A 19,282-nucleotide genomic window follows, 5' to 3' on the forward strand; every position below is an offset into this window, starting at 1 on the left:
CCTGAGGCTCCGGGTTACGCCTGCCCCGCGGTTCGGTCAATGCAGGCGGGCCTGTTGCCTAACCGGCAGGCACAGCTAGCTTATCGGGCATGATACGCGTTCTCGCTCCGCTCGCCCTCCTCGCCGCCTGTGCCGCCGCAGATCGACCCGTCTGGCTGAAGCCGGGCGTCGAGGCGGCGACGGCCGAACAGGAATTCCTGTCCTGCGCCGCCGCGGCGCAAGCCCAGTTCCCCGCGGCGACCGGCATCGCGACGGCGCCGCGCATCACGCTGGGCGGCCGTGTCTGCGAGGGCAGCGTCTGTATCGGCGCGGCCGGGCCGGACGTGTTCGACTACGACCGGAACGACAGCCTGCGCGACCGCGCGATCGCAGCCTGCATGGGGGCCAAGGGATACGACCTGGCCACCCTGCCCGCCTGCAGCGGCGCGGTGACGCCGCTGAGGAGCCATCCCTTCGACGCGCGGGGCGTCTGCGTCACCGGGGACGGGACGTTGGCCGCGCGCTAGTCGTCGACCCGCGCGACCCGAGCTCCGCCGCGCGCGCTGGTGACCACGCCCAGCGATTTCAGCTTCCGGTGCAACGCCGAGCGCTCCATCCCGACGAAATTCGCTGTCCGGCTGATATTGCCGCCGAAGCGGTTGATCTGGGTCATCAGGTATTGCCGCTCGAAGAGCTCGCGCGCCTCCCGTAGCGGCAGCGATGCGAGGCTGCCCGTCAGCGTCATTTCGCCGTCGTCACCCCCGCCCTCGCCCGGCGTCGGAAGCTCCGACGGCTCGATCGGACCGCTGCCGTCGCCGAGGATCAGCACGCGCTCGATCACGTTGCGCAACTGACGGACATTGCCCGGCCAGCGCATCGTCTGGAGCAGCGCCTTCGTCTCCTCGGAGATCTCGCGCAGCGGCAGGCCCTGCGACTTGTTGAGCGCCGAGATGAAGTGATCCGCCAGGACAGGGATGTCGTCGCGCCGGTCCTCCAGCGCAGGCACGGGCACGGGTACGACGTTCAGGCGGTGGTACAGCTCCTCGCGGAAGCGCCCGGCCCGGATCTCGGCCTCGAGGTCGCGGGTGGTGGACGACACGACCCGCAGATCGACGCGGACCTTCTCGGTGCCGCCGACGCGCTGGAACGCCTGCTCGACCATGACGCGCAGGATCTTCGACTGGGTGCCCAGCGGCATGTCGGCAATTTCGTCGAAATAGATGACGCCTTCGTGGGCCTGTTCCAGCAGCCCCGGTTCGATCCCCTTCTCTGGCGTCTCGCGACCGAAGAGGACGGTCTCCATCCGTTCGGGCTCGATCGAGGCCGAGGAGACGGTGACGAAGGGCGCGTTGGCGCGGTTGGAGTTGGCGTGGATATAGCGGGCCGCGACCTCCTTGCCCGACCCCGCGGGCCCCGAGAGCATGACGCGCCCGTTCGAGTTCATCACCTTCTTGAGCTGCGATTGCAGTGACTTGAACGCGGTCGACTGGCCGATCATCTCGGCCGAGGTGGAATCGCGACGGCGCAGTTCGGAATTTTCGTGGCGCAGCTTCGACGCCTCCATCGCGCGGCTGACGACGACCATCAGCTGGTCGATGTTGAAGGGCTTCTCGATGTAGTCGTAGGCCCCCTGCTTGATGGCCGCGACCGCGATCTCGATATTGCCGTGACCCGAGATGATGATGATCGGCACGTCCGGATGGCTGCGGCGCACGGATTTCAGGATGTCGATCCCGTCCATGTCCGAGTCCTTGAGCCAGATATCGAGGATCATCAGGCTCGGGGCATCCTCCTCGATGGCGGACATGCAGTCCTCCGCGGTGCCGGCCATCCGGCAGGCATAGCCCTCGTCCTCCAGGATGTCCTTGATAAGGCTCCGGATATCGGCCTCGTCGTCGGTGATCAGGATATCGCCCATGTTTACTGTCCCTCTTCGATACGGGGGAGCCTTATGACGGCCTCCGCCCCCTTATGTCCGGTGTCGTCCGGCGGCGCGTCGCGCAATTCCAGCGTGCCGCCATGCTCCTCGATGATCTTCTTGACGATGGGCAGCCCGAGTCCGGTGCCCTTGTCGCGCGTCGTCACATAGGGCTCGAACAGGCGCGTCCGGTCCTGCGGAAGCCCGATCCCCGTGTCGCCGATGACGATGTCGATGCCCGACTCGCTCTCGTGCAGGGCGACGCGGACCTGCGCGGCAAACGGCGCGCCGCCGCGCTCGATCCGGCTCTCGACCGCCTCGCCCGCGTTCTTGATGAGATTGGTGAAGGCCTGACCCATCATGGTGGGATCGAACTCGGCGCGGACGCGGCCCTCGGGAATGTCGGAGACGAGGTCCGTCGGCTCAAGCGCGGCCTTCTGCAACGTCACCGTCTCGCGCAGCAGCGCGGCGATGTCGCCCCGCTGGCGCTGGGGTTCGGGCATCCGCGCGAACTGGCTGAACTCGTCGACGATGCGGCGCAGATCGCCTGCCTGCCGCACGATCACGTCGGTCAGCTCGGCCAGCTTCTCGGCGCTTTCGGGGGGCAGCTCCTTGCCGAAGCGCCGCTTGACCCGCTCGGCCGAGAGCTGGATCGGCGTCAGGGGGTTCTTGATCTCGTGGGCGATGCGGCGCGCGACGTCGCCCCAGGCGGCCATACGCTGCGCCGACACTAGCTCGGTCACGTCGTCGAAAGCCACGACATAGCCCTCGGGCGCCCCGTCGGCGCCGGGCCGGAGTGCGATGCGGACGAGCAGGCTTTCGAGTTTGCCGCCCCGCGCGACACGCAGCTCCTCTTCGACGGTCTCGCCGCTCGCCGCTTTGGACCGCTCGAAGAGCTTGGCGAATTCCGGCACGACTTCGTCCAGCGCCTCGCCGTAGCGCGCGCCGTCCAACCCCAGAAGCCGCTGGCCCGACCGGTTCATGAAGTCGATCCGCCCGCTGTCGTCGAGGCCGACGACTCCCGCCGTGACCGAGCCCAGCACGCTGTCGAACAGGCGACGGCGGCGCTCGGTCTGCATGTTCGTCTCGACCAGCGCGTCGCGCTGGCCTTTCAACTGCCGCGTCATCTGGTTGAAGAGGCGTCCCAGCACCGCGATCTCGTCATCGCCCGCGTCTTCGCGGACCCGGACGTCCAGATCGCCCTGCCCCACCCGCTGCGCTGCGCCCGCCAGTCGCCCCACGGGGCGCGACAGGCGCTCGGCGAACCACAGGCCCGCCCAGGTCGCGGCCAGGATCAGGATCAGCGCAAAACCCACGTAGAGCAAGCCGAACTCGAACAGGAGCCGTCCGCGTTCCTGTTCAAGCTGCTGGTAGAGCTGAGCCGTCGCCTCGGTCTCGTCCAGAAGCTCGAGGATGTCGCCATCGACCTCGCGCGTGACATAGAGATAGCGGTCCGGGTACGCGGTCAGCCGCAGCAGCGCGCGGAACTCGTCGAATTCCTCGTCCTCGATCAGGACGACCGACCCGGCCTCGGCGAGCGCCAGCTGTTCGGCGCTGACCGGCTCGAAATCGAAGAGGTAGCTCGCCTCGCCGCGCGCCCGGATCTCGCCGGTGCCGTCGATGACGAACGCTTCCTCCAGGCCCCGCTGCACGAGGTCCTGCCCCTGCCCCAGAAGCTGGCGCAGGTCGCCGTCGGTCATGAAGAAGCTGGCCCGCTTGGCCACGTTGAGATAGCCCGCCAGCCCGCGTGCATCCTCGGTCAGGTCGTCACGATGCTCCTGCGCGTAGGCCTGCGCCGCCTCGACCGAATTGCCCAGTGCGCTACGCACCCGGTCCGAGAACCACCCCTCCAGCCCCATGTTGATGGTGATCGTCGCGAAAACCGCCGTCAGGATCGTCGGGACCAGCGCGATACCGGTAAAGACGCCCGTCAGCCGCAGGTGCAGCTGCGATCCGGCCGACCGCGCGCGCCGCGCTGCGACCATCCGCGTCACCCGCCGGATCACGAGGGCCGCGATCATGATGATATAGACCAGGTCGGCCAGCAGAACCGCCCGCAGCCAGGACTGATCGCCGGTCGGCCCCCGCAGCGTCAGGGTCATAAACGTGAGGAACACGAGGACCGGCCCCAGCACCACCAGGGCCAGGGTCATGATCGTCTGAACCTGCCGGCGCCCACTCCAGAGGAAGGTGCGCGACATGGCCTCGCCGGTGACAGGAACCCGCAAGATCGCCTCGAAACAATGTCTTACCGCGCGTCGCTCATGTCGGATTGTTCCCGATCTGCAACGCCTGTGGCCAATCTACATCAATTTGCGGCGCCGTGTCACCTGAATATCGAGGTCGGTGATCTTTTTGCGGAGCGTATTGCGGTTGATGCCGAGCAAATCGGCACAGCGGGCCTGGTTGCCTGCGGTCGCATCGAGCGCGATCTCGATCAGCGGAAGCTCCACCTCGCGCAACACGCGCTGATAGAGGCCGGGCGCGGGCAACTCGCCGCCCTGCAGGTCGAAATACCGCTGCAGATGGGCGCCCACGGCATCCGACAGGCGGTCCGTCGCGGCGACGGCGCGCGGGCCCGCGACCGCGGGGCCCAGAACGGCCTCGACCTCGGAGCGGACGATCTCCTCTGCGGGCGACGTGGCCACGAGGCGGCGGACGACGTTCTCGAGCTGACGCACGTTTCCGGGCCAGGCATGGGCACGGATCGCGGTGACCGCATCGTCCGAGAACCGCCGGACGGCCCCGCCCTCGCGCTCGGCCCGCGCGAGGAAATGTGCGGCCAGAAGCGGGATGTCGTCCACACGTTCGCGCAGCGCGGGCACGTCGAGCTGTGCCCCGGCCAGGCGGTAATAGAGGTCCGAGCGAAAGCCGTCCTCTTCGGCATCGAGGCGCGGCGTGAGGTCCCGCTGCGCGGTGGCGAGGATGCGCGGCCCGCCATCGCCCTGCCCGTCGAGCATCCGAACGACCCGCGACTGCGCGGCGGCATCGAGATCGCCCACTTCGTCGAACAGAAGCGTGCCGCCCTTTGCGCGCGCCATCAGGTCGCCGGGGCCGTCGAAGCCCTCCAGCTCGGCCGCCCCCGCGATCACGAACGGAGAGGAGCGGCGATCGGAGAAGTCGTGAATGGCCCGCGCGATCAGGGACTTGCCGGTCCCGCTTTCGCCCGCGATGAGCACCGGGAGATCGGTGTTCATAACGCGCGCCACGAGGCGATAGAGCTCCTGCATCCGCGGGGTGCGTCCGACCAGCGGCAGGTCGTCGGGCGGCGCGTCGGTCGGGGTCGCCGGGGTCGGCGCGGGCCGCCGGTCGAGCGCGCGCGCGGCCCGCTTCATCAGGTCCGGGAGGTCGAAGGGCTTCGGCAGGTAGTCGTAGGCCTCGGCCTCGGCGGCCTGGATCGCGGTCATGATCGTATTCTGCGCCGAGATCACGATGACCGGCAGGTCCGGACGCTCGGCGGTGATCTTCGGCAATGTCTCGAGCCCGTTGCCGTCCGGCATGACCACGTCCGAGATCACGAGATCGCCCTTTCCCTCCTCGACCCACCGCATCAGCGTCACGAGCGAGGCGGTGGCATGGACCTTGCACCCGGCGCGGGTCAGCGCCTGGGTCAGGACGGTGCGGATCGTACGGTCGTCGTCTGCGACGAGGATGGTGCCGTCCATGTCTTACCTTTCAATATCTTGCAGGTCGTTCTTCATGTCGTTCGGCGCGCGCGGGAGCGAGATGCGGAACACCGTGCGCCCCGGCGCGCTGTCGACGCTGATCCAGCCTTCGTGTTCATCGAGGATCTTGGCCACCAGCGGCAGGCCCAGCCCGGTGCCGTTCTCGCGTCCGGACACGAAGGGTTCGAAGAGGTTGGACGCGACGTGGGGCGGGATGCCCGGGCCGTCATCGACGATCTCGACCTGGAGCGGCAAGTCGCCATGGGTCCCGTCGGGACGGCGCACCCGGAGCGCCGCCTCGTAGAACGTTCGGATCGTGATCTTTCCATCTTGCTGGGCCACTTGCGCGGCGTTCTTCAAGAGGTTCAGGAACACCTGCTGAAGCTGATCGGGATCGCCCAGCGTCGGCGGCAGCGACGGGTCGTATTTCTCCTCGATGCTGGTATGGGCGGCGAAACCCACCAGCGCCGAACGCCGGGCCCGGTCGAGCACGTCGTGGATGTTGACGGCGCGCCGGCGGGGCGGCTGCAGGTTCCCGAATTGCTCGACCTGTTCGAGGAGTTTCACGATCCGCCGGGTCTCGGCCACGATCAGATCGGTCATCTCGAGGTCCTCCCCCGAGAGGTTCATCCCCAGAAGCTGTGCCGCGCCGGTGATCCCGGCCAGCGGGTTCTTGATCTCGTGGGCCAGCATTTCGGCCATCCCGATGGCCGACCGGGCCGCACTTCTCGACGTGCTGGCGCGGTCCAGCCGGGCGGCGATGTCCTGCGGCGAGATCAGGATCAGCGTCCCCTCGCCCAGCGGCGCGATATGCAATTCGCAGCGCAGCGCGGGGGCACGCCCGATTCGAAGCGCGGTATCGTGTAGCGTCAGCGGCGCACCATTGCGGCGCACGCGGGAGGTGGCGTTGGCCAGGCCGCCTTCGACATCGATCAGGTCCGGCAGGTTCCGCTCCGCAAGCACGCGGGCGGAGCGGTTCAGGAAGCCTTCACCCGGTCCGTTGATCGCAAGGATGCGATCGTCGGGATCGAGGGTCAGAGCCGGGATCGGCAGGGCGTGCCAGACTGCATCCGTCATGCGGCCTCGGCCCGGTCGCGTCCGAGCGCGTCCGGCAGCAGGTCCGGCACCGCCTCGGCCGGCGCGGTCAAGACGGCGCGGCGGAGCGGGGCGGGCGTGCCGGCGCGGTCCATATACCAGCCCAGATGCTTGCGGGCCACGCGTCCCCCCAAAGCGGGACCGTAGAAGTCGCAGATCGCCGCGAAATGGCCCCCGACCATGTCGATCAGCGCCGCGCCGGCCGGAATGTCGGGCCGCACGCCCTGGCCGAGATCGGCCGCGATTTCGGCCAGCCGCCAAGGGGCGCCCTGCGCGCCGCGCCCGACCATGATACCCGCCGCACCCGACGCGGCGAGGGCCGCCCGGGCGCTCGCGCTGTCGACGATATCGCCATTGGCGATTACGGGAATGACCACCGCCTCGACGATGGGTCGGATCGCGGCCCAGTCGGCGGCGCCCTTGTAGAACTGGCACCGGGTGCGCCCGTGGATGGTCAGCATCCGGATCCCCGCCGCCTCGGCCCGGATGGCGAGCGACGCGGTGTCGCGGCTTTCGTCGTCCCAGCCCAGCCGGGTCTTCAGCGTCACGGGGATCGGCACCGCCTCGACCACCGCTTCGATCAGGCGCAGCGCATGGTCGTGATCCTGCAGAAGCGCCGAGCCCGACAGGCCGCCCGTTACCTTCTTGGCCGGGCAACCCATGTTGATGTCGATGATGCGCGCGCCGCGCCAGTAGAGGAGCTTCGCCGCCTCGGCCATCCAGGTGGCATCGCGGCCGGCGATCTGGACCGAGGTGCCGTCGCGATCCATGCCCAGCTCTGCGCGATCGCGGACGGAGGGCTTGGCTTCGACCATCTCGCGCGAGGCGACCATTTCGGACACCACGAGCCCCGCACCGAAGGACGCGACGAGGTTCCGGAACGGCAGATCGGTGATGCCCGCCATGGGGGCCAGCATCACGGGCGACGTCACTCCGAGGGTCGACAGGCGGGGGTCGAGATGGGCTTGGGGCACGGGGCTGAGTCCTCGGGCGGGTTGCGGTGGATATAGGCGGCGGACGAACCGGGGGGCACCGGCACCGCCCCGGCGCCGCGTGCCGATACGCCATATGCACAAATTTTAGGCGCTGAACCAGCCCCATGCCCGTCCGGTTGTCACCCCCTGCCCCGGCGGCTAGGACCGAAGCGACCGTGCTCGAGGCTGCCATGAACCGTCCCACCGCCACCGCGCTGATCGTCGCCGCCGGACGGGGAACGCGCGCGGGGGGCGAGATTCCGAAACAGTGGCAGATGCTCGACGGCCGACCCGTCGCGGCGCGCGCCGTCGCCGCGTTCGACGGGCGGGTCGATGCGGTGATCGTTGTGATCCACCCGGACGATCGCGCGCGGGCGGAAGCGGCCCTGCCCGGCGTGACGCTGGTGGACGGCGGCGCGACGCGCGCGGCATCCGTGGCTGCCGGGCTGGCGCGGGTCGAGACCGAGCGTGTGCTGATCCACGATGCGGCCCGCCCCGGCGTGACCCGCGCGGTGATCGACGCGGTGCTGGCGGCGCTCGACACCCATGACGGCGCCGCCCCCGCGCTGGCCGTCACCGATGCGCTCTGGCGCGGCGGCGCGACGGTCGAGGGGCTGGCCGATCGCGCGGGGCTTCACCGGGCGCAGACGCCCCAGGGGTTCCGGACGGAGGCCATCCGTGCCGCCCATGCCGCGTCGGACGAGCTGGCCGCGGATGACGTGGAGGTGGCATTGCGGGCGGGCCTGACCGTCGCCATCGTACCGGGTGACGAGGCCAACATGAAGATCACGGGACCGGACGATCTGGCCCGCGCGACAAAGGGAACGGGCATGGATATAAGGGTCGGCAACGGGTTCGACGTCCACCGCTTCGGGCCGGGCGACCACGTCATGCTCTGCGGTGTGGCCGTGCCCCACGCTCGCGGCCTGCAAGGGCATTCGGATGCCGATGTGGGCCTTCATACGGTGACCGACGCGATCTACGGCGCGCTGGCCGAGGGCGATATCGGCCGCCATTTCCCGCCCAGCGATCCGCAGTGGAAGGGCGCCGAGAGCCATGTCTTCCTGCGGCACTCGGTCGAACTGGCGGGCGGGCGTGGCTACGCGGTCGGCAATGTCGACGCGACGCTGATCTGCGAGGCGCCGAAGATCGGCCCGCATGCCGATGCGATGCGGGCGCGGATGGCCGAGATCATGGGCGTCGAGATCGGCCGCGTCTCGGTCAAGGCGACGACGACCGAACGGCTGGGCTTCGCGGGGCGCGGCGAAGGCATCGCCTGCCTCGCGACCGTGACGCTGGTGCGGACATGATCGCCAAGCTCGTCGCCACGGTCCTCTATTCGGGCCTTCTGAAGCCCGCGCCGGGGACATGGGGCACGCTGGCCGCCCTGCCGCTTGCGTGGCTGGCCGCACAGGGCGGCCCGCTCGTCTTCACGGCGCTGACCGCGTTGATGGTACCGCTGGGCTACTGGGCGACCGTCGAGGTCACGAAAGGTGCCGCGGACCACGATCCGGGCGAAGTGGTGATCGACGAGCTTTTGGGCGTCTGGATCGCGCTTCTGCCAGTGGTCTGGGGCGCCGCCCGCGCCGGGGTCGAGGTCGAACGCCTCTGGCCCGGCTGGATCGCGGCCTTCGTGCTCTTCCGTCTGTTCGACATCTGGAAGCCGGGGCCCGTGGGCTGGATGGATCGGCGCTCGGACGCGTGGGGCGTGATGCTGGACGACGCCGTCGCGGGTGTCATGGCCGCGGTGGGGGTGGTCCTGCTGGCCGGTCTGGCGCACGCGCTGTGACCGGCGCGGAGGTCCTCGCAGCGTGTCGCGCGGCTGGCCTGACCGTGGCGACCGCCGAAAGCTGCACGGGCGGCATGGTCGCGGCCGCACTGACCGACCCGGCGGGCGCATCCGACGTGATGCTCTGGGGCGTTGTGACATACTCGAATACGGCGAAGGTCGATCTCCTGGGCGTGTCGAAATCGACGCTCGGCGCGGTGGGCGCCGTCTCGGAGGCGGTCGCCCGCGAAATGGCCGAGGGCGCGCGGGCGCGCTCGGGTGCGGATCTCGCCGTGTCGGTGACCGGCATCGCGGGACCGGGCGGCTCGGAGTTCAAACCCGAGGGGCGCGTCTGCTTCGGGCTGGTCACGGGCGACGAGACGCATGTCGAGACGGTTGAGTTCGGCGCGCTCGGGCGCGACCGGGTCCGGCAGGCGGCGCGGGATCATGCGCTGGCACTACTCGGGGCTGCCGCGTCGTGACGGGGCGGTCCGAGCGGACCACATGACCTCAGGCCGCCGCGGGACCGTAGAGCGCGCGGGCGCGGGTCTCGAAGGCCCGCACGACCCGCTGCATCGCCTCGTTGAAGACGACGCCGACGACCCGGCCGATCAGGGCGTTCTTGAACTCGAAATCGACCCAGAAATGGATGCGGCACCCGCCTTCGATCTCCTCGAAACGCCACTCGGACTGCAGGTGCTTGAACGGCCCGTCGAGATATTCCGTCTCGATGACGCGGGTCTCGGGATGCAGCACGACACGACTGCCGAACCGCTCGCGGAACACCTTGAAGCTGATGACGAGGTCCGCGAGCATCACCTCGCCGTCGGGCGCGTCCTCGCGCGAACGGATGCGTGCGGCAGCGGTCCAGGGCAGGAAGTCCGGGTATCGTTCGACATCCGCCACGAGGTCATACATCTGTTGCGCCGTATACGGCAGGTCGCGGGTCTCGGAATGGCGGGGCATGGGCGTCCTTCGGTCGGGCCTTGGGTCCGGTGCGGTCGGCGTGTTAACGCCCTTGATGCCGATTGGGTTCGCGGAGGGCAATATGGGCCAGGATTACAGCATCGACCAGATGATCTCGGCCAAGTCGATCGCCGCGCGGATCGAGGCCCTCGCCCGCGAGATCGAGGGCCGCTTCGGGGGCACCGACAAGCTGGTGGTGGTCGGCCTTCTACGTGGGTCTTTCGTGTTCATCGCCGATCTGGTGCGCGAGCTGGACCTGCCGGTGGAGGTCGATTTCCTCGAGGCGTCGAGCTACGGCGACGCGATGGAATCCTCGCGCGAGGTACGCATCCTCAAGGATTTGCGGGGCGAGATCGCTGGGCGCGACGTTCTGGTGGTCGAGGATATCGTCGACACGGGCCATACGCTGAGCGCCGTGGTCAAGCTCCTCTCCTCGCGCGAGCCGGCGCGGCTGGAGACGATTGCGCTTCTCGACAAGCCAAGCCGCCGGGAGGTCGATATCCGCGCCACATGGACAGGGTTCGAGATCCCGGACGCCTTCGTCGTGGGCTACGGCATCGACTACGCCCAGCGGAACCGGAATCTGCCCTATATCGGCGAGGTCCGCCTGCCCGACTAGGAGAGCTGGTGCGACTGATGCGCCATCCGCGCGATGCGCATGTCGCGCATCTCGGCGGGCGACATCTCGATCTTGGGATTGCCCATGCCGTCCATCTTGGGCAGGCCGCCGAGCTGGCGGAAGAACGAAATGAGCAGCGCCGAGGTCACCGCGATACCGGCCACCGCCTTGAAGACGTTGGGCACCGTGAGATGCAGCGTCGCGTGGTAGATGTCGGGCGTGAAGAGGTCGATCGCCAGATGCAGCGCGGGCAGCAGCAGGAAGGCCGAGACCACGAGCAGCACCGCCTTGGCGAGGCCGCCCGCGACGTGGTTCGGCCGTGACAGGAAACCGGGCATCAGGAAGGGCAGAGCCAGAAGCGTGCCGAGGCCGGCATAGGCATAGAGCGCGTGCATCGGATCTTGCCCGTAAGAGAGCTGCGCCGCGCGGGATGTGCGCTCGGCCTCGATCATCAGCCAGAGCATGTAGGCCGTCCCGAGCAGCCCCAGCCCCACGAGGCGCAGCACCAGCCAGTCGGCCACGAGGTAGAGCTTCATCGCGGCGCCGATGGCGGGAAGCTGGGCACGCTTGGCGACGCGCTTCGGGATCGGGGGAAGTTCCTTGGCGACAGCGGGCATGTCGGATGTGCGGGTGGTTGTGGCGGCAACGGGTCGGGCGGACGGCTTCTGGAACAGGAGGCCGATCATGGTGAACCAGGCGAGCGTCACGGGGATCGAGATCGCGAAGTAGGCCAGTACGCCGGGGCTGGCCATGAGCGAGGTCACGACAAGCTCGCCGATCTCGGCTTGGCTGCGCTCGATCCCGGCCGCCGCGTCCTCCGCGGCCTGGGCGATGATCGGGCCATAGGCGCCCGCGACGAAGGGCAGGAGAGCGAAGCAGAAGAGAAGCGACTCGAGCAGGTTCCATCCGAAGAAGTGGTACCAGCGCGACGGCCGCGCGAGGACGCGCGGCGTCCAGCGGGGCGACAGGTGCATGACCGCCGCCACGAGGCCGAGCGCGGCCGCGACGATCCCCCAGATCATCGGGTTCGGCTCGGTCGCGGCGCCATAGGCAACCGATCCGAACATCGGGAGGCCGGTCAGGCGCAGGAAAAAAAGGTGCGTGGATTCGAGCTTCGTGGACCGGACCGGCGCCTGTCGCAGGGCGGGCGCGAGATCATCGACCGGGATGCTCTGGACGCCGGAGCCGCCGAGGGGGCCGCGTCGCACGAGGCGGATCGACGTCACGATTGCGGCGATGACCGAGACGAGACCGGTAACGGTCAGGAACGCGGAATCATAGCGATTGATGACCTCCGTCGGAATGCCCGCTGCGAGGGCGCGAAGGTAGAGGGGATAGGCTCCGATCGCGCTCAGGACCAGAAGCGCGATGATCACCAATGGGACGTGATACCACCGCGACGGCTCGCTGATCGCCTTGGGGAGAAGGCGCGGGACCGCCAGCAGCAACGGCAGCGGCAGCGTCGCGGCCATGGCGAGAAGCGTCGTGAGATGCGCTGCTGGATCGGCCAGCAGACCGAGCGCCTGCGCGGCGGAATAGAAGGTGATCGCCGCCGCGAAGGCATAGCTCACGCCGACGGCGGTCAGGGCACCTTGGTGCCATTCGTTGAGGGAGTAGGTCTTCTTCGCCATGGGTCCGGTCCCGTCCAAAACTGTTGGACAAGGAACCGGACTCTTGCGGCCAAAACGTGACCGATCAGCGGTAAAGCAGCGACACTCCGTTCCGGAACACGTGTACCTTTGCCGGATCGGCGGCCAGTTTGATGGTCTGGCCCCGCAGGTTCGGGTGAATGCCCTGAAGCTTGGCGATGACCGGATCGGCCTCGGGGGTGGCGCGCTCGAAATAGAGGAGCGTAACCTCCCCAAGCCGTTCCTCGACCTCGACCTTGCCCGCGAAGGCGTGGTCCTCGGCGTCAGTGGCGACCGCGTCCTCGGGGCGGATGCCGAAGCGCACATGGGCGCCCATGTCCGACGGCTCGGTCGGCACGTTCGACGCGATGGTGCCACCGCCCTGCAGGGGCTCGATGGTGGTCACGGGGCCGGTGCCCACGATCTCGCCGTCCAGAAGGTTCATGGCGGGCGAGCCGATGAAGCGGGCCACGAACTCGCTGTTGGGCGTCTCGTAGAGCTCCAGCGGTGAGCCGACCTGCGCGATGGAGTACTTGTGCCCGTTGTCCTTGAGCGCATCGAGAACCACGATGCGGCTGGCCAGCGTCATCGCCTCGACCTGGTCGTGGGTGACGTAGATCATCGTCGAGTCGGGCATCTGCTCCTTGAGCTGCGCGATCTCGATCCGGGTGGCGACGCGCAGTGCGGCATCGAGGTTCGAGAGCGGCTCGTCGAAGAGATAGACCTTCGGGTCGCGCACGATCGAGCGGCCGATGGCGACGCGCTGGCGCTGACCGCCGGACAGGGCCTTGGGCAGGCGGTCGAGATACTCGGTCAGTTGCAGCTTGGTCGCGGCGGATTCGACGGCCTTGTCGATCTCGGCCTGGGGCATCTTGGCGATCTTGAGGGCGAACTGCATGTTCTCGCGCACGGTCATGTGCGGATAGAGCGCGTAGGACTGGAACACCATCGCGATGCCCCGCTCGGAGGGGGGCACGTCGTTGACCACCTGTCCGTCGATTTCGAGCGTGCCGCCCGAAATCTTCTCCAGCCCCGCGATCATCCGCAGGAGCGTGGACTTGCCGCAGCCGGACGGTCCCACGAAGACGATCAGTTCGCCGGTCGTGATGTCGAGATCGATATCCTTCAGGACCTCGACCTCGCCGCCATAGACCTTCGACACATCGGTCAGCTTCAGGTTTGCCATCGTCTTCTCCTCCCTCGTCGGACCCCCTCCCCCGGCGGTCCTTGTCGTTGTGCTGCGGCGTCCCGATCGGGGCGCCGCGTTGTCGTCAGGCCTCTTCGAGCAGCGTGTACTGCCACGGACCCAGATGAATGCCGCCGTTGCCGACCTGCGGGTCCTTGCCGCCGATCCCGTCGATGAAGCGCCACTCGCCGTCGGGCGTATGGGTCGTGCAGGGCTCGCCCCCGAGGTTGAACGCGCAGAAGATGCGCCGTCCCTCGTGGACGCGGCAGAAGGTCAGCATGTCGCCATGGGCCTCGGTGCTGCGCTGGATGCCCTTGCGCAGGATCTCCGAGCGGCCGCGCAGGCCGATGATCGCACGGTAATGGTGCAGGAGCGCGTCCGGTCGTCCCTCCTGGCTGCCGACCGAGTTGCCCAGATGCTCGTGCGCGACGGGCAGCCACGGCTTCGCGTCCGAGAAGCCGCCATTCTGGTTCGACGGCTCCCAGACCATGGGCGTGCGGCAGCCGTCGCGCCCGACGAATTCGGGCCAGAACTCGATCCCGTATGGGTCCTGCAGGTCTTCGTAGGCGACGCGCGCCTCGGTCAGGCCCAGCTCCTCGCCCTGATAGAGGCAGACCGAGCCGCGCAGCGCGTGGATCAGCGTCGCGTAGCAGCGCGCGCCCTGGTCATCGAGGTTCCATCGCGTCACGTGACGCGTCACGTCATGGTTCGAGAAGGCCCAGCAGGCCCAGCCGTCCGGCGCCTTCTCTTCGAGGTTATCGAACACTTCGACGATGCGTGCCGCGGTCAGCGGGTCCCAGGCGAGGAAATCGAAGGCGTAGCACATGTGCACGCCCTGCCCGTCCTTGGTGTATTGGCCGATCAGCTCCATCCCGAACTGCGCATCCCCGACCTCGCCCACGGCGGCGGTTCCGGGATACTCGTCCAGAAGCTCGCGGAAGCGCTTGAGGAAGGCGAGGTTCTCGGGGCGGTTCTTGGAATAGAGATGCTCTTGGTGATTGTAGGGATTCACGGAGGGCGCGATCTTGGCGTTCCGCCGCTCGGGTGGAAGTGCCGGATTGTCGCGCAGCTCCTTGTCGGCGAAGTAGAAGTTGATCGTATCGAGGCGGAAGCCGTCGACACCCCGGTCCAGCCAGAACCGCGTCACGTCCAGAAGCGCGTCCTGCACCTCGGGATTGTGGAAGTTGAGGTCCGGCTGGCTCTCGAGGAAGCAGTGGTAGAAATACTGCTGCCGCCGCACGTCCCACTGCCAGCCGCCACCGCCGAAGATCGACAGCCAGTTGTTGGGCGGCGTGCCGTCGGGCTTGGGGTCGGCCCAGACATACCAGTCGGATTTGGGGTTGTCGCGCGATGCCCGGCTTTCCTGGAACCACGGATGCTCGTCCGAGGAATGGCTCAGCACGAGGTCGATCATCACCCGCACGCCCAGGCGGTGCGCCGTGTCGACCAGCCGGTCGAAATCGGCCAGCGTGCCGAACATCGGGTCGACGTCGCGGTAGTCGCTGACGTCGTAGCCGAAATCCTTCATCGGCGAAGTGAAGAAGGGCGAGATCCAGATCGCGTCCACCCCGAGCGACGCCACGTAGGGCAGCCGCGCCGTGATGCCGTTCAGATCGCCCACGCCGTCGCCGGTCGTGTCCTGATAGGAGCGCGGATAGATCTGATAGATCACCCCGCCGCGCCACCAGTCGGTATCGGTGGCGGGCGAGATCTGTTCGGCGGTCGCGATCATGCGAAGACCCTTACTTGACGGAGCCGGCCAAGAGGCCGCGCACCAGGTAGCGTTGCATGGTGAAGAACACGATCAGCGGGACGGCGATAGACACGAACGCCGCCGCCGCGAGGATGCCCCAGTCCCCCCCGCGCGATCCCAGCAGATCGTCGGCGATCTTGACCGTCATTACCCAGCTTTCCGAGTTCGACGGCAGAAACACCTTCGCCACCAGCAGGTCGTTCCACGTCCACAGGAACTGGAAGATGGCGAAACTCGCGAGGGCCGGGAAACTGAGCGGCAGGACGATCTTGGTGAACACCTGGAAGTCGGTCGCGCCATCGACCTTCGCGCTCTCGATGATGTCGCGCGGCAGGCCGACCATGTAGTTTCGCAAGAGGTAGATCGCGAGTGGCAAGCCAAATCCGGTATGCGCGAACCATATCCCGTAGAAGCTCTGCCCGATGCCGATCTGGTTGTGGAAGGTCAGCATCGGCACGAGGGCGAGTTGGAGTGGCACGACCAAGAGGCCCACGATGATCGCGATGATCGTTCCCCGGAACGGGAAATCCATCCAGGCCAGCGCATAGGCCGCGAAGGCCGCGATGAGGATTGGGATGATCGTCGCCGGGATGGTGACCGTCAGCGTGTTGATGAAGGCCACGTCCATCCCGTTCGAGAAGAGGATCGTGTCGTAATTGTCCGTCGAGAAATTCGGCGGCACCTCGGACGCGAAATAGAGCGTCGGGTTTCGCCTTGGTGCCTCCTCGCCCGGGTCGAGATAGACGTAGTCGCCATTGGCCTCGACCGTCAGGGTGCGGCCGCGGACCAGCTCTCCGGTCTCGCCGGGGGCGAAGGCGTTCGGTTCGGCGCGGCGGCCGCCGAAGGCCGTGACCTCGCCCGAGCCGTCCTCGCCGAACACGTTGCCTTCCAGCATCCAGCCGTCGGGCGTCTGGGCGAATTCACCATCCGCCCCCACGGCGAAGTTCTGCGCCACCGGGAAGGGCGACTTCCACCACCCCGATCCGGTGATCGCGTCCCGGTCGCGGAAGGACGACACCAGGAGGCCGATCGTCGGGATCAGCCAGAGCACCACGAGGAAGATCACCGAGAGGTTGGTGACCAGCGAGAGACCGGACTTGGCGCCGGCGATTCCGTCGTCGTCTGCGGCGGCCATGTCAGCGCACCTCCTTGCGGGCTTGCATGATGTTCCAGACCATCACCGGCAGGACGATGATCATGATGACGAAGGCGACCGCGGTCGCGCGCCCGTCGTCGCGGAACATGTACTCCATCATGTAGCTGGGCAGAATCTGGGTGCCGAAATTGCCCCCGGTCATCGTGTAGACGATGTCGAAGACCTTCAGCACGAGGATCGTGATCGTCGTCCAGACGACGACGATGGTGCCCATGATCTGCGGGATCTTGATCTTGAAGAAGATCTGGGTCGGCGACGCGCCGTCGATGATGGCCGCCTCGATCGTTTCCTCGGGGATGCCGCGCAGCGCGGCCGAGAGGATCACCATCGCAAAGCCCGTCTGGATCCAGACGAGGATGACCATCAGGAAGAAGTTGTTCCAGAAACCCACCTGAAGCGGGTCGAGCGGAGCCATCCCGATCGTGTCGCGGATGGCGTTGATGATGCCGATCTCGGGGTCCACCGCGTAGACGAATTTCCAGATCAGCGACGCGCCCACGAAGGAGATCGCCATCGGCATGAAGATCAGGGATTTCGCGATGTTCCCCCAGGAGAGGCGGTCGGTCAGCTGGGCGACCAGCAGCCCGAGGAAGGTCGCCGCCGCGGGCACCACAAGAACCCAGAGGAAGTTGTTGAAGAGCGCGGTGCGGAACTCGCCGTCACCGAACATCAGGACATAGTTGCCCATGCCGATGAACTCGTCGCCCGAGCGGTTGAAGAGCGAGCGCCAGAAGCTGCCGAAGACCGGGTAGACGAGGTAGAGGCCGAGCGCCGCCAGCGCCGGCAGCAGGAAGAGCCAGGGGCGGACGGCGTTGGCGCGGTTGATGTTGCGCCCCGCATCGTCGCCCTTGGGCGGGAAGATGTAGCGATCGAGCACGAAGTTCGATGCCCAGAAATATCCGATGCAGCCGCCGACGCCGATGATGATCGTCAGGATGCCCTGAATGAGCGGTGACATGTGACCGGTTCCCCCCTGCCCTTGGAATGTCGGACCGCGCCTCCCCGCGCGCCCCGTCGTGGTGCCCGCCCCCGCTCAGGGGGACGGGCGGTCGTCGTGGAGGTCCGGCCTCAGTTCAGGTCGTCCCAGCGGGACTGGATGCCCGCGGCCACGTCTTCGGCGGATGCGCCGGTGACGTAGTCGACCATGCCCGTCCAGAAGGCACCCGCGCCGATCTCGCCCGGCATCAGGTCGGACGCGTCGAAGCGGAAGGTCGTCGCATCGCGCAGGATCTGGCCCTGGGCGCGCAGCGCATCACTCTCGTAGGCGTCGAGGTTGACGCCACCATGGGCCGTCAGGAAGCCGCCCTGCGCCATCCAGAGCTCATGCGCGATCGGCAGCTTCATGAACTCGACCAGCGCGTTGGCGCCGTCCGACGGATTGGTGATCGAGAAGAGCGTGCCTGCGCCCAGAACCGGCGATCCCAGATCCTTCTCCGCGTAGGCCGGGAAGTAGAAGAAATCCACGTCTTCGCCCTGCTCGGTGCCCTCGGGGAAGAAGGCCGGGATGAACGAGGCCTGGCGGTGCATGTAGCAGGACGGCGGGATCTCGAAGAGACCGGCGGGGCTGTCCCGGAAGTCGGTCGAGGCCACGGCCTGCGCGCCGCCGCTGACATAGTCGTCGTTCTTGGCGAAGGCCCCGAACTCCTCGATGGCGGCGATCACCTCGGGGGCGTCGAACGGCATCTCGTTGGAGACCCAGGCGTCGTAGACCTCAGGCGGCTGGGTACGGAGCATCATCTCCTCGACCCAGTCGGTCGCGGGCCAGCCGGTCGCCGCACCGGAACCCAGTCCGATGCACCAGGGCGTGCCGCCATCCTCGACGATCTGGTCGGTGAGCGCCTTGAGGTCTTCCATCGTCTCGGGAATGTCGTAGCCGGCCTCGTCGAAGGCGGCGGGCGAGTACCAGACGAGCGACTTCAGGTCGACGCGGTAGAACATCCCGAAGAGCTCGTCCTCGCCGTTCTCGTTGGCATAGGTGCCCAGATCGACCCAGGACTGGCCCGCGGCGAAGTTCTCGGCGACCCAGTCTGCCGTGCCCTCGGGCAGCGGCGTCAGCAGGCCCTGGCTTGCCATGTCGGCGGCGAGACCCGGCTGCGGGAAAACGGCGAGGTTCGGCGCCGAGCCCGCGCGGGCCGAGATGACGATGTCCTGCTCGAAGCTGTCGGAGCCGGAATAGTTGACCGACGCGCCCGTCGCGTCGGCGAAGAACGCCATGATGATGTCGAACTTGGCTTTCTCGTCGCCGGTCCAGGGACCGGTCACGGTGACGGTCTCGCCACTCAGGTCGTTGGCTTCGGCAAACGCGTTGTAGCCGTCCCAGTCGAACGGGCCCTCGCCCGGCGCGAAGGCGGCGGTGTGGCCGTCGGCCATGGCGGCCCCGGTGGTCAGCAGCGCGATGGCCGTGCCGGTCAGAAACTTGTTCATTTATCCTCCCTATGCGGGGCGTCCCCGCATGTCGTTGATGCACCCAGGTCCCGGTGCTGTCTGCGCGCGGCCTGTTGTCCAAACCGCTTTGACATGCAAACCTCGACACCACGTTCGGGACAAAGTCAACGCCGCAGCGCCGCAATTCGAC

The 19,282-nt window shown here is 67.6% G+C and carries 17 protein-coding genes; 5 read left to right on the forward strand and 12 right to left on the reverse strand.

Annotated features, from left to right (window positions below; genetic code table 11):
• Window positions 1-89: 89 nt before the first annotated feature.
• Complete coding sequence (locus ACK8OR_RS02930) at window positions 90-506, forward strand: hypothetical protein (RefSeq protein WP_410187972.1); 417 nt, start codon at window positions 90-92, stop codon at window positions 504-506.
• Here the strand turns inward: ACK8OR_RS02930 and ntrX are convergent.
• The 5 genes from ntrX to dusB form a co-directional block, all read right to left on the reverse strand.
• On the reverse strand, window positions 503-1,897 hold the full coding sequence (gene ntrX, locus ACK8OR_RS02935) for a nitrogen assimilation response regulator NtrX (protein WP_298431956.1): 1,395 nt from the start codon (window positions 1,895-1,897) through the stop codon (window positions 503-505). The genes ACK8OR_RS02930 and ntrX overlap by 4 nt on opposite strands.
• Window positions 1,898-1,899: 2 nt before the next feature.
• Window positions 1,900-4,098 (reverse strand): sensor histidine kinase NtrY-like, encoded by a 2,199-nt coding sequence (locus tag ACK8OR_RS02940; RefSeq protein ID WP_410187973.1) that lies wholly within the window; start codon window positions 4,096-4,098, stop codon window positions 1,900-1,902.
• Window positions 4,099-4,200: 102 nt separating this feature from the next.
• Window positions 4,201-5,562 carry a response regulator gene (locus ACK8OR_RS02945; protein ID WP_410187974.1) on the reverse strand — a complete coding sequence of 454 codons (1,362 nt, stop codon included), beginning with the start codon at window positions 5,560-5,562 and terminating at the stop codon, window positions 4,201-4,203.
• A gap of 3 nt (window positions 5,563-5,565) precedes the next feature.
• Window positions 5,566-6,639 carry a two-component system sensor histidine kinase NtrB gene (locus tag ACK8OR_RS02950; RefSeq protein ID WP_410187975.1) on the reverse strand — a complete coding sequence of 358 codons (1,074 nt, stop codon included), beginning with the start codon at window positions 6,637-6,639 and terminating at the stop codon, window positions 5,566-5,568.
• Window positions 6,636-7,631 (reverse strand): tRNA dihydrouridine synthase DusB, encoded by a 996-nt coding sequence (gene dusB, locus ACK8OR_RS02955; RefSeq protein WP_410187976.1) that lies wholly within the window; start codon window positions 7,629-7,631, stop codon window positions 6,636-6,638. The genes ACK8OR_RS02950 and dusB overlap by 4 nt, the downstream gene beginning before the upstream one ends.
• 191 nt (window positions 7,632-7,822) lie before the next feature.
• Between dusB and ACK8OR_RS02960 the strand changes: the two genes are divergently transcribed.
• The 3 genes from ACK8OR_RS02960 to ACK8OR_RS02970 are packed head-to-tail and all read left to right on the forward strand — an operon-like array spanning window position 7,823 to window position 9,881.
• Complete coding sequence (locus ACK8OR_RS02960) at window positions 7,823-8,941, forward strand: bifunctional 2-C-methyl-D-erythritol 4-phosphate cytidylyltransferase/2-C-methyl-D-erythritol 2,4-cyclodiphosphate synthase (protein WP_410187977.1); 1,119 nt, start codon at window positions 7,823-7,825, stop codon at window positions 8,939-8,941.
• Window positions 8,938-9,420 carry a phosphatidylglycerophosphatase A family protein gene (locus ACK8OR_RS02965; RefSeq protein ID WP_410187978.1) on the forward strand — a complete coding sequence of 161 codons (483 nt, stop codon included), beginning with the start codon at window positions 8,938-8,940 and terminating at the stop codon, window positions 9,418-9,420. Before ACK8OR_RS02960 ends, ACK8OR_RS02965 begins: the two co-directional genes overlap by 4 nt.
• On the forward strand, window positions 9,417-9,881 hold the full coding sequence (locus tag ACK8OR_RS02970; protein ID WP_410187979.1) for a CinA family protein: 465 nt from the start codon (window positions 9,417-9,419) through the stop codon (window positions 9,879-9,881). The genes ACK8OR_RS02965 and ACK8OR_RS02970 overlap by 4 nt, the downstream gene beginning before the upstream one ends.
• Window positions 9,882-9,909: 28 nt before the next feature.
• Here the strand turns inward: ACK8OR_RS02970 and ACK8OR_RS02975 are convergent, their stop codons facing one another.
• Entirely contained in the window at window positions 9,910-10,365 is a 456-nt protein-coding gene (locus tag ACK8OR_RS02975) for a type II toxin-antitoxin system RatA family toxin (protein ID WP_410187980.1), read from the reverse strand.
• 82 nt (window positions 10,366-10,447) lie between these two features.
• On the opposite strand from ACK8OR_RS02975, the gene hpt reads away from it, so the two are divergent.
• Window positions 10,448-10,984 (forward strand): hypoxanthine phosphoribosyltransferase, encoded by a 537-nt coding sequence (hpt, locus tag ACK8OR_RS02980; protein WP_298431983.1) that lies wholly within the window; start codon window positions 10,448-10,450, stop codon window positions 10,982-10,984.
• Here hpt and ACK8OR_RS02985 read toward each other — a convergent pair.
• The 6 genes from ACK8OR_RS02985 to ACK8OR_RS03010 all read right to left on the reverse strand — a co-directional run bounded on the left by ACK8OR_RS02985 (window position 10,981) and on the right by ACK8OR_RS03010 (window position 19,131).
• Entirely contained in the window at window positions 10,981-12,615 is a 1,635-nt protein-coding gene (locus ACK8OR_RS02985) for a hypothetical protein (RefSeq protein ID WP_410187981.1), read from the reverse strand. The two genes, hpt and ACK8OR_RS02985, sit on opposite strands and share 4 nt — an antisense overlap.
• A gap of 64 nt (window positions 12,616-12,679) precedes the next feature.
• Window positions 12,680-13,798: an ABC transporter ATP-binding protein gene (locus ACK8OR_RS02990; RefSeq protein ID WP_410187982.1), complete on the reverse strand. Its 1,119-nt coding sequence runs from the start codon at window positions 13,796-13,798 to the stop codon at window positions 12,680-12,682.
• Window positions 13,799-13,883: 85 nt separating this feature from the next.
• Window positions 13,884-15,530 carry an alpha-amylase family glycosyl hydrolase gene (locus ACK8OR_RS02995; protein ID WP_410187983.1) on the reverse strand — a complete coding sequence of 549 codons (1,647 nt, stop codon included), beginning with the start codon at window positions 15,528-15,530 and terminating at the stop codon, window positions 13,884-13,886.
• Window positions 15,531-15,540: 10 nt separating this feature from the next.
• Entirely contained in the window at window positions 15,541-16,686 is a 1,146-nt protein-coding gene (locus ACK8OR_RS03000; RefSeq protein WP_410187984.1) for a carbohydrate ABC transporter permease, read from the reverse strand.
• 1 nt (window position 16,687) lies between these two features.
• On the reverse strand, window positions 16,688-17,665 hold the full coding sequence (locus ACK8OR_RS03005) for a carbohydrate ABC transporter permease (RefSeq protein ID WP_410187985.1): 978 nt from the start codon (window positions 17,663-17,665) through the stop codon (window positions 16,688-16,690).
• A gap of 110 nt (window positions 17,666-17,775) precedes the next feature.
• Entirely contained in the window at window positions 17,776-19,131 is a 1,356-nt protein-coding gene (locus ACK8OR_RS03010; RefSeq protein ID WP_410187986.1) for an ABC transporter substrate-binding protein, read from the reverse strand.
• Window positions 19,132-19,282 lie beyond the last annotated feature (151 nt).

Origin of the sequence: Jannaschia halovivens, from assembly GCF_046452375.1 — a bacterium.
Classification (GTDB): domain Bacteria; phylum Pseudomonadota; class Alphaproteobacteria; order Rhodobacterales; family Rhodobacteraceae; genus Jannaschia; species Jannaschia halovivens.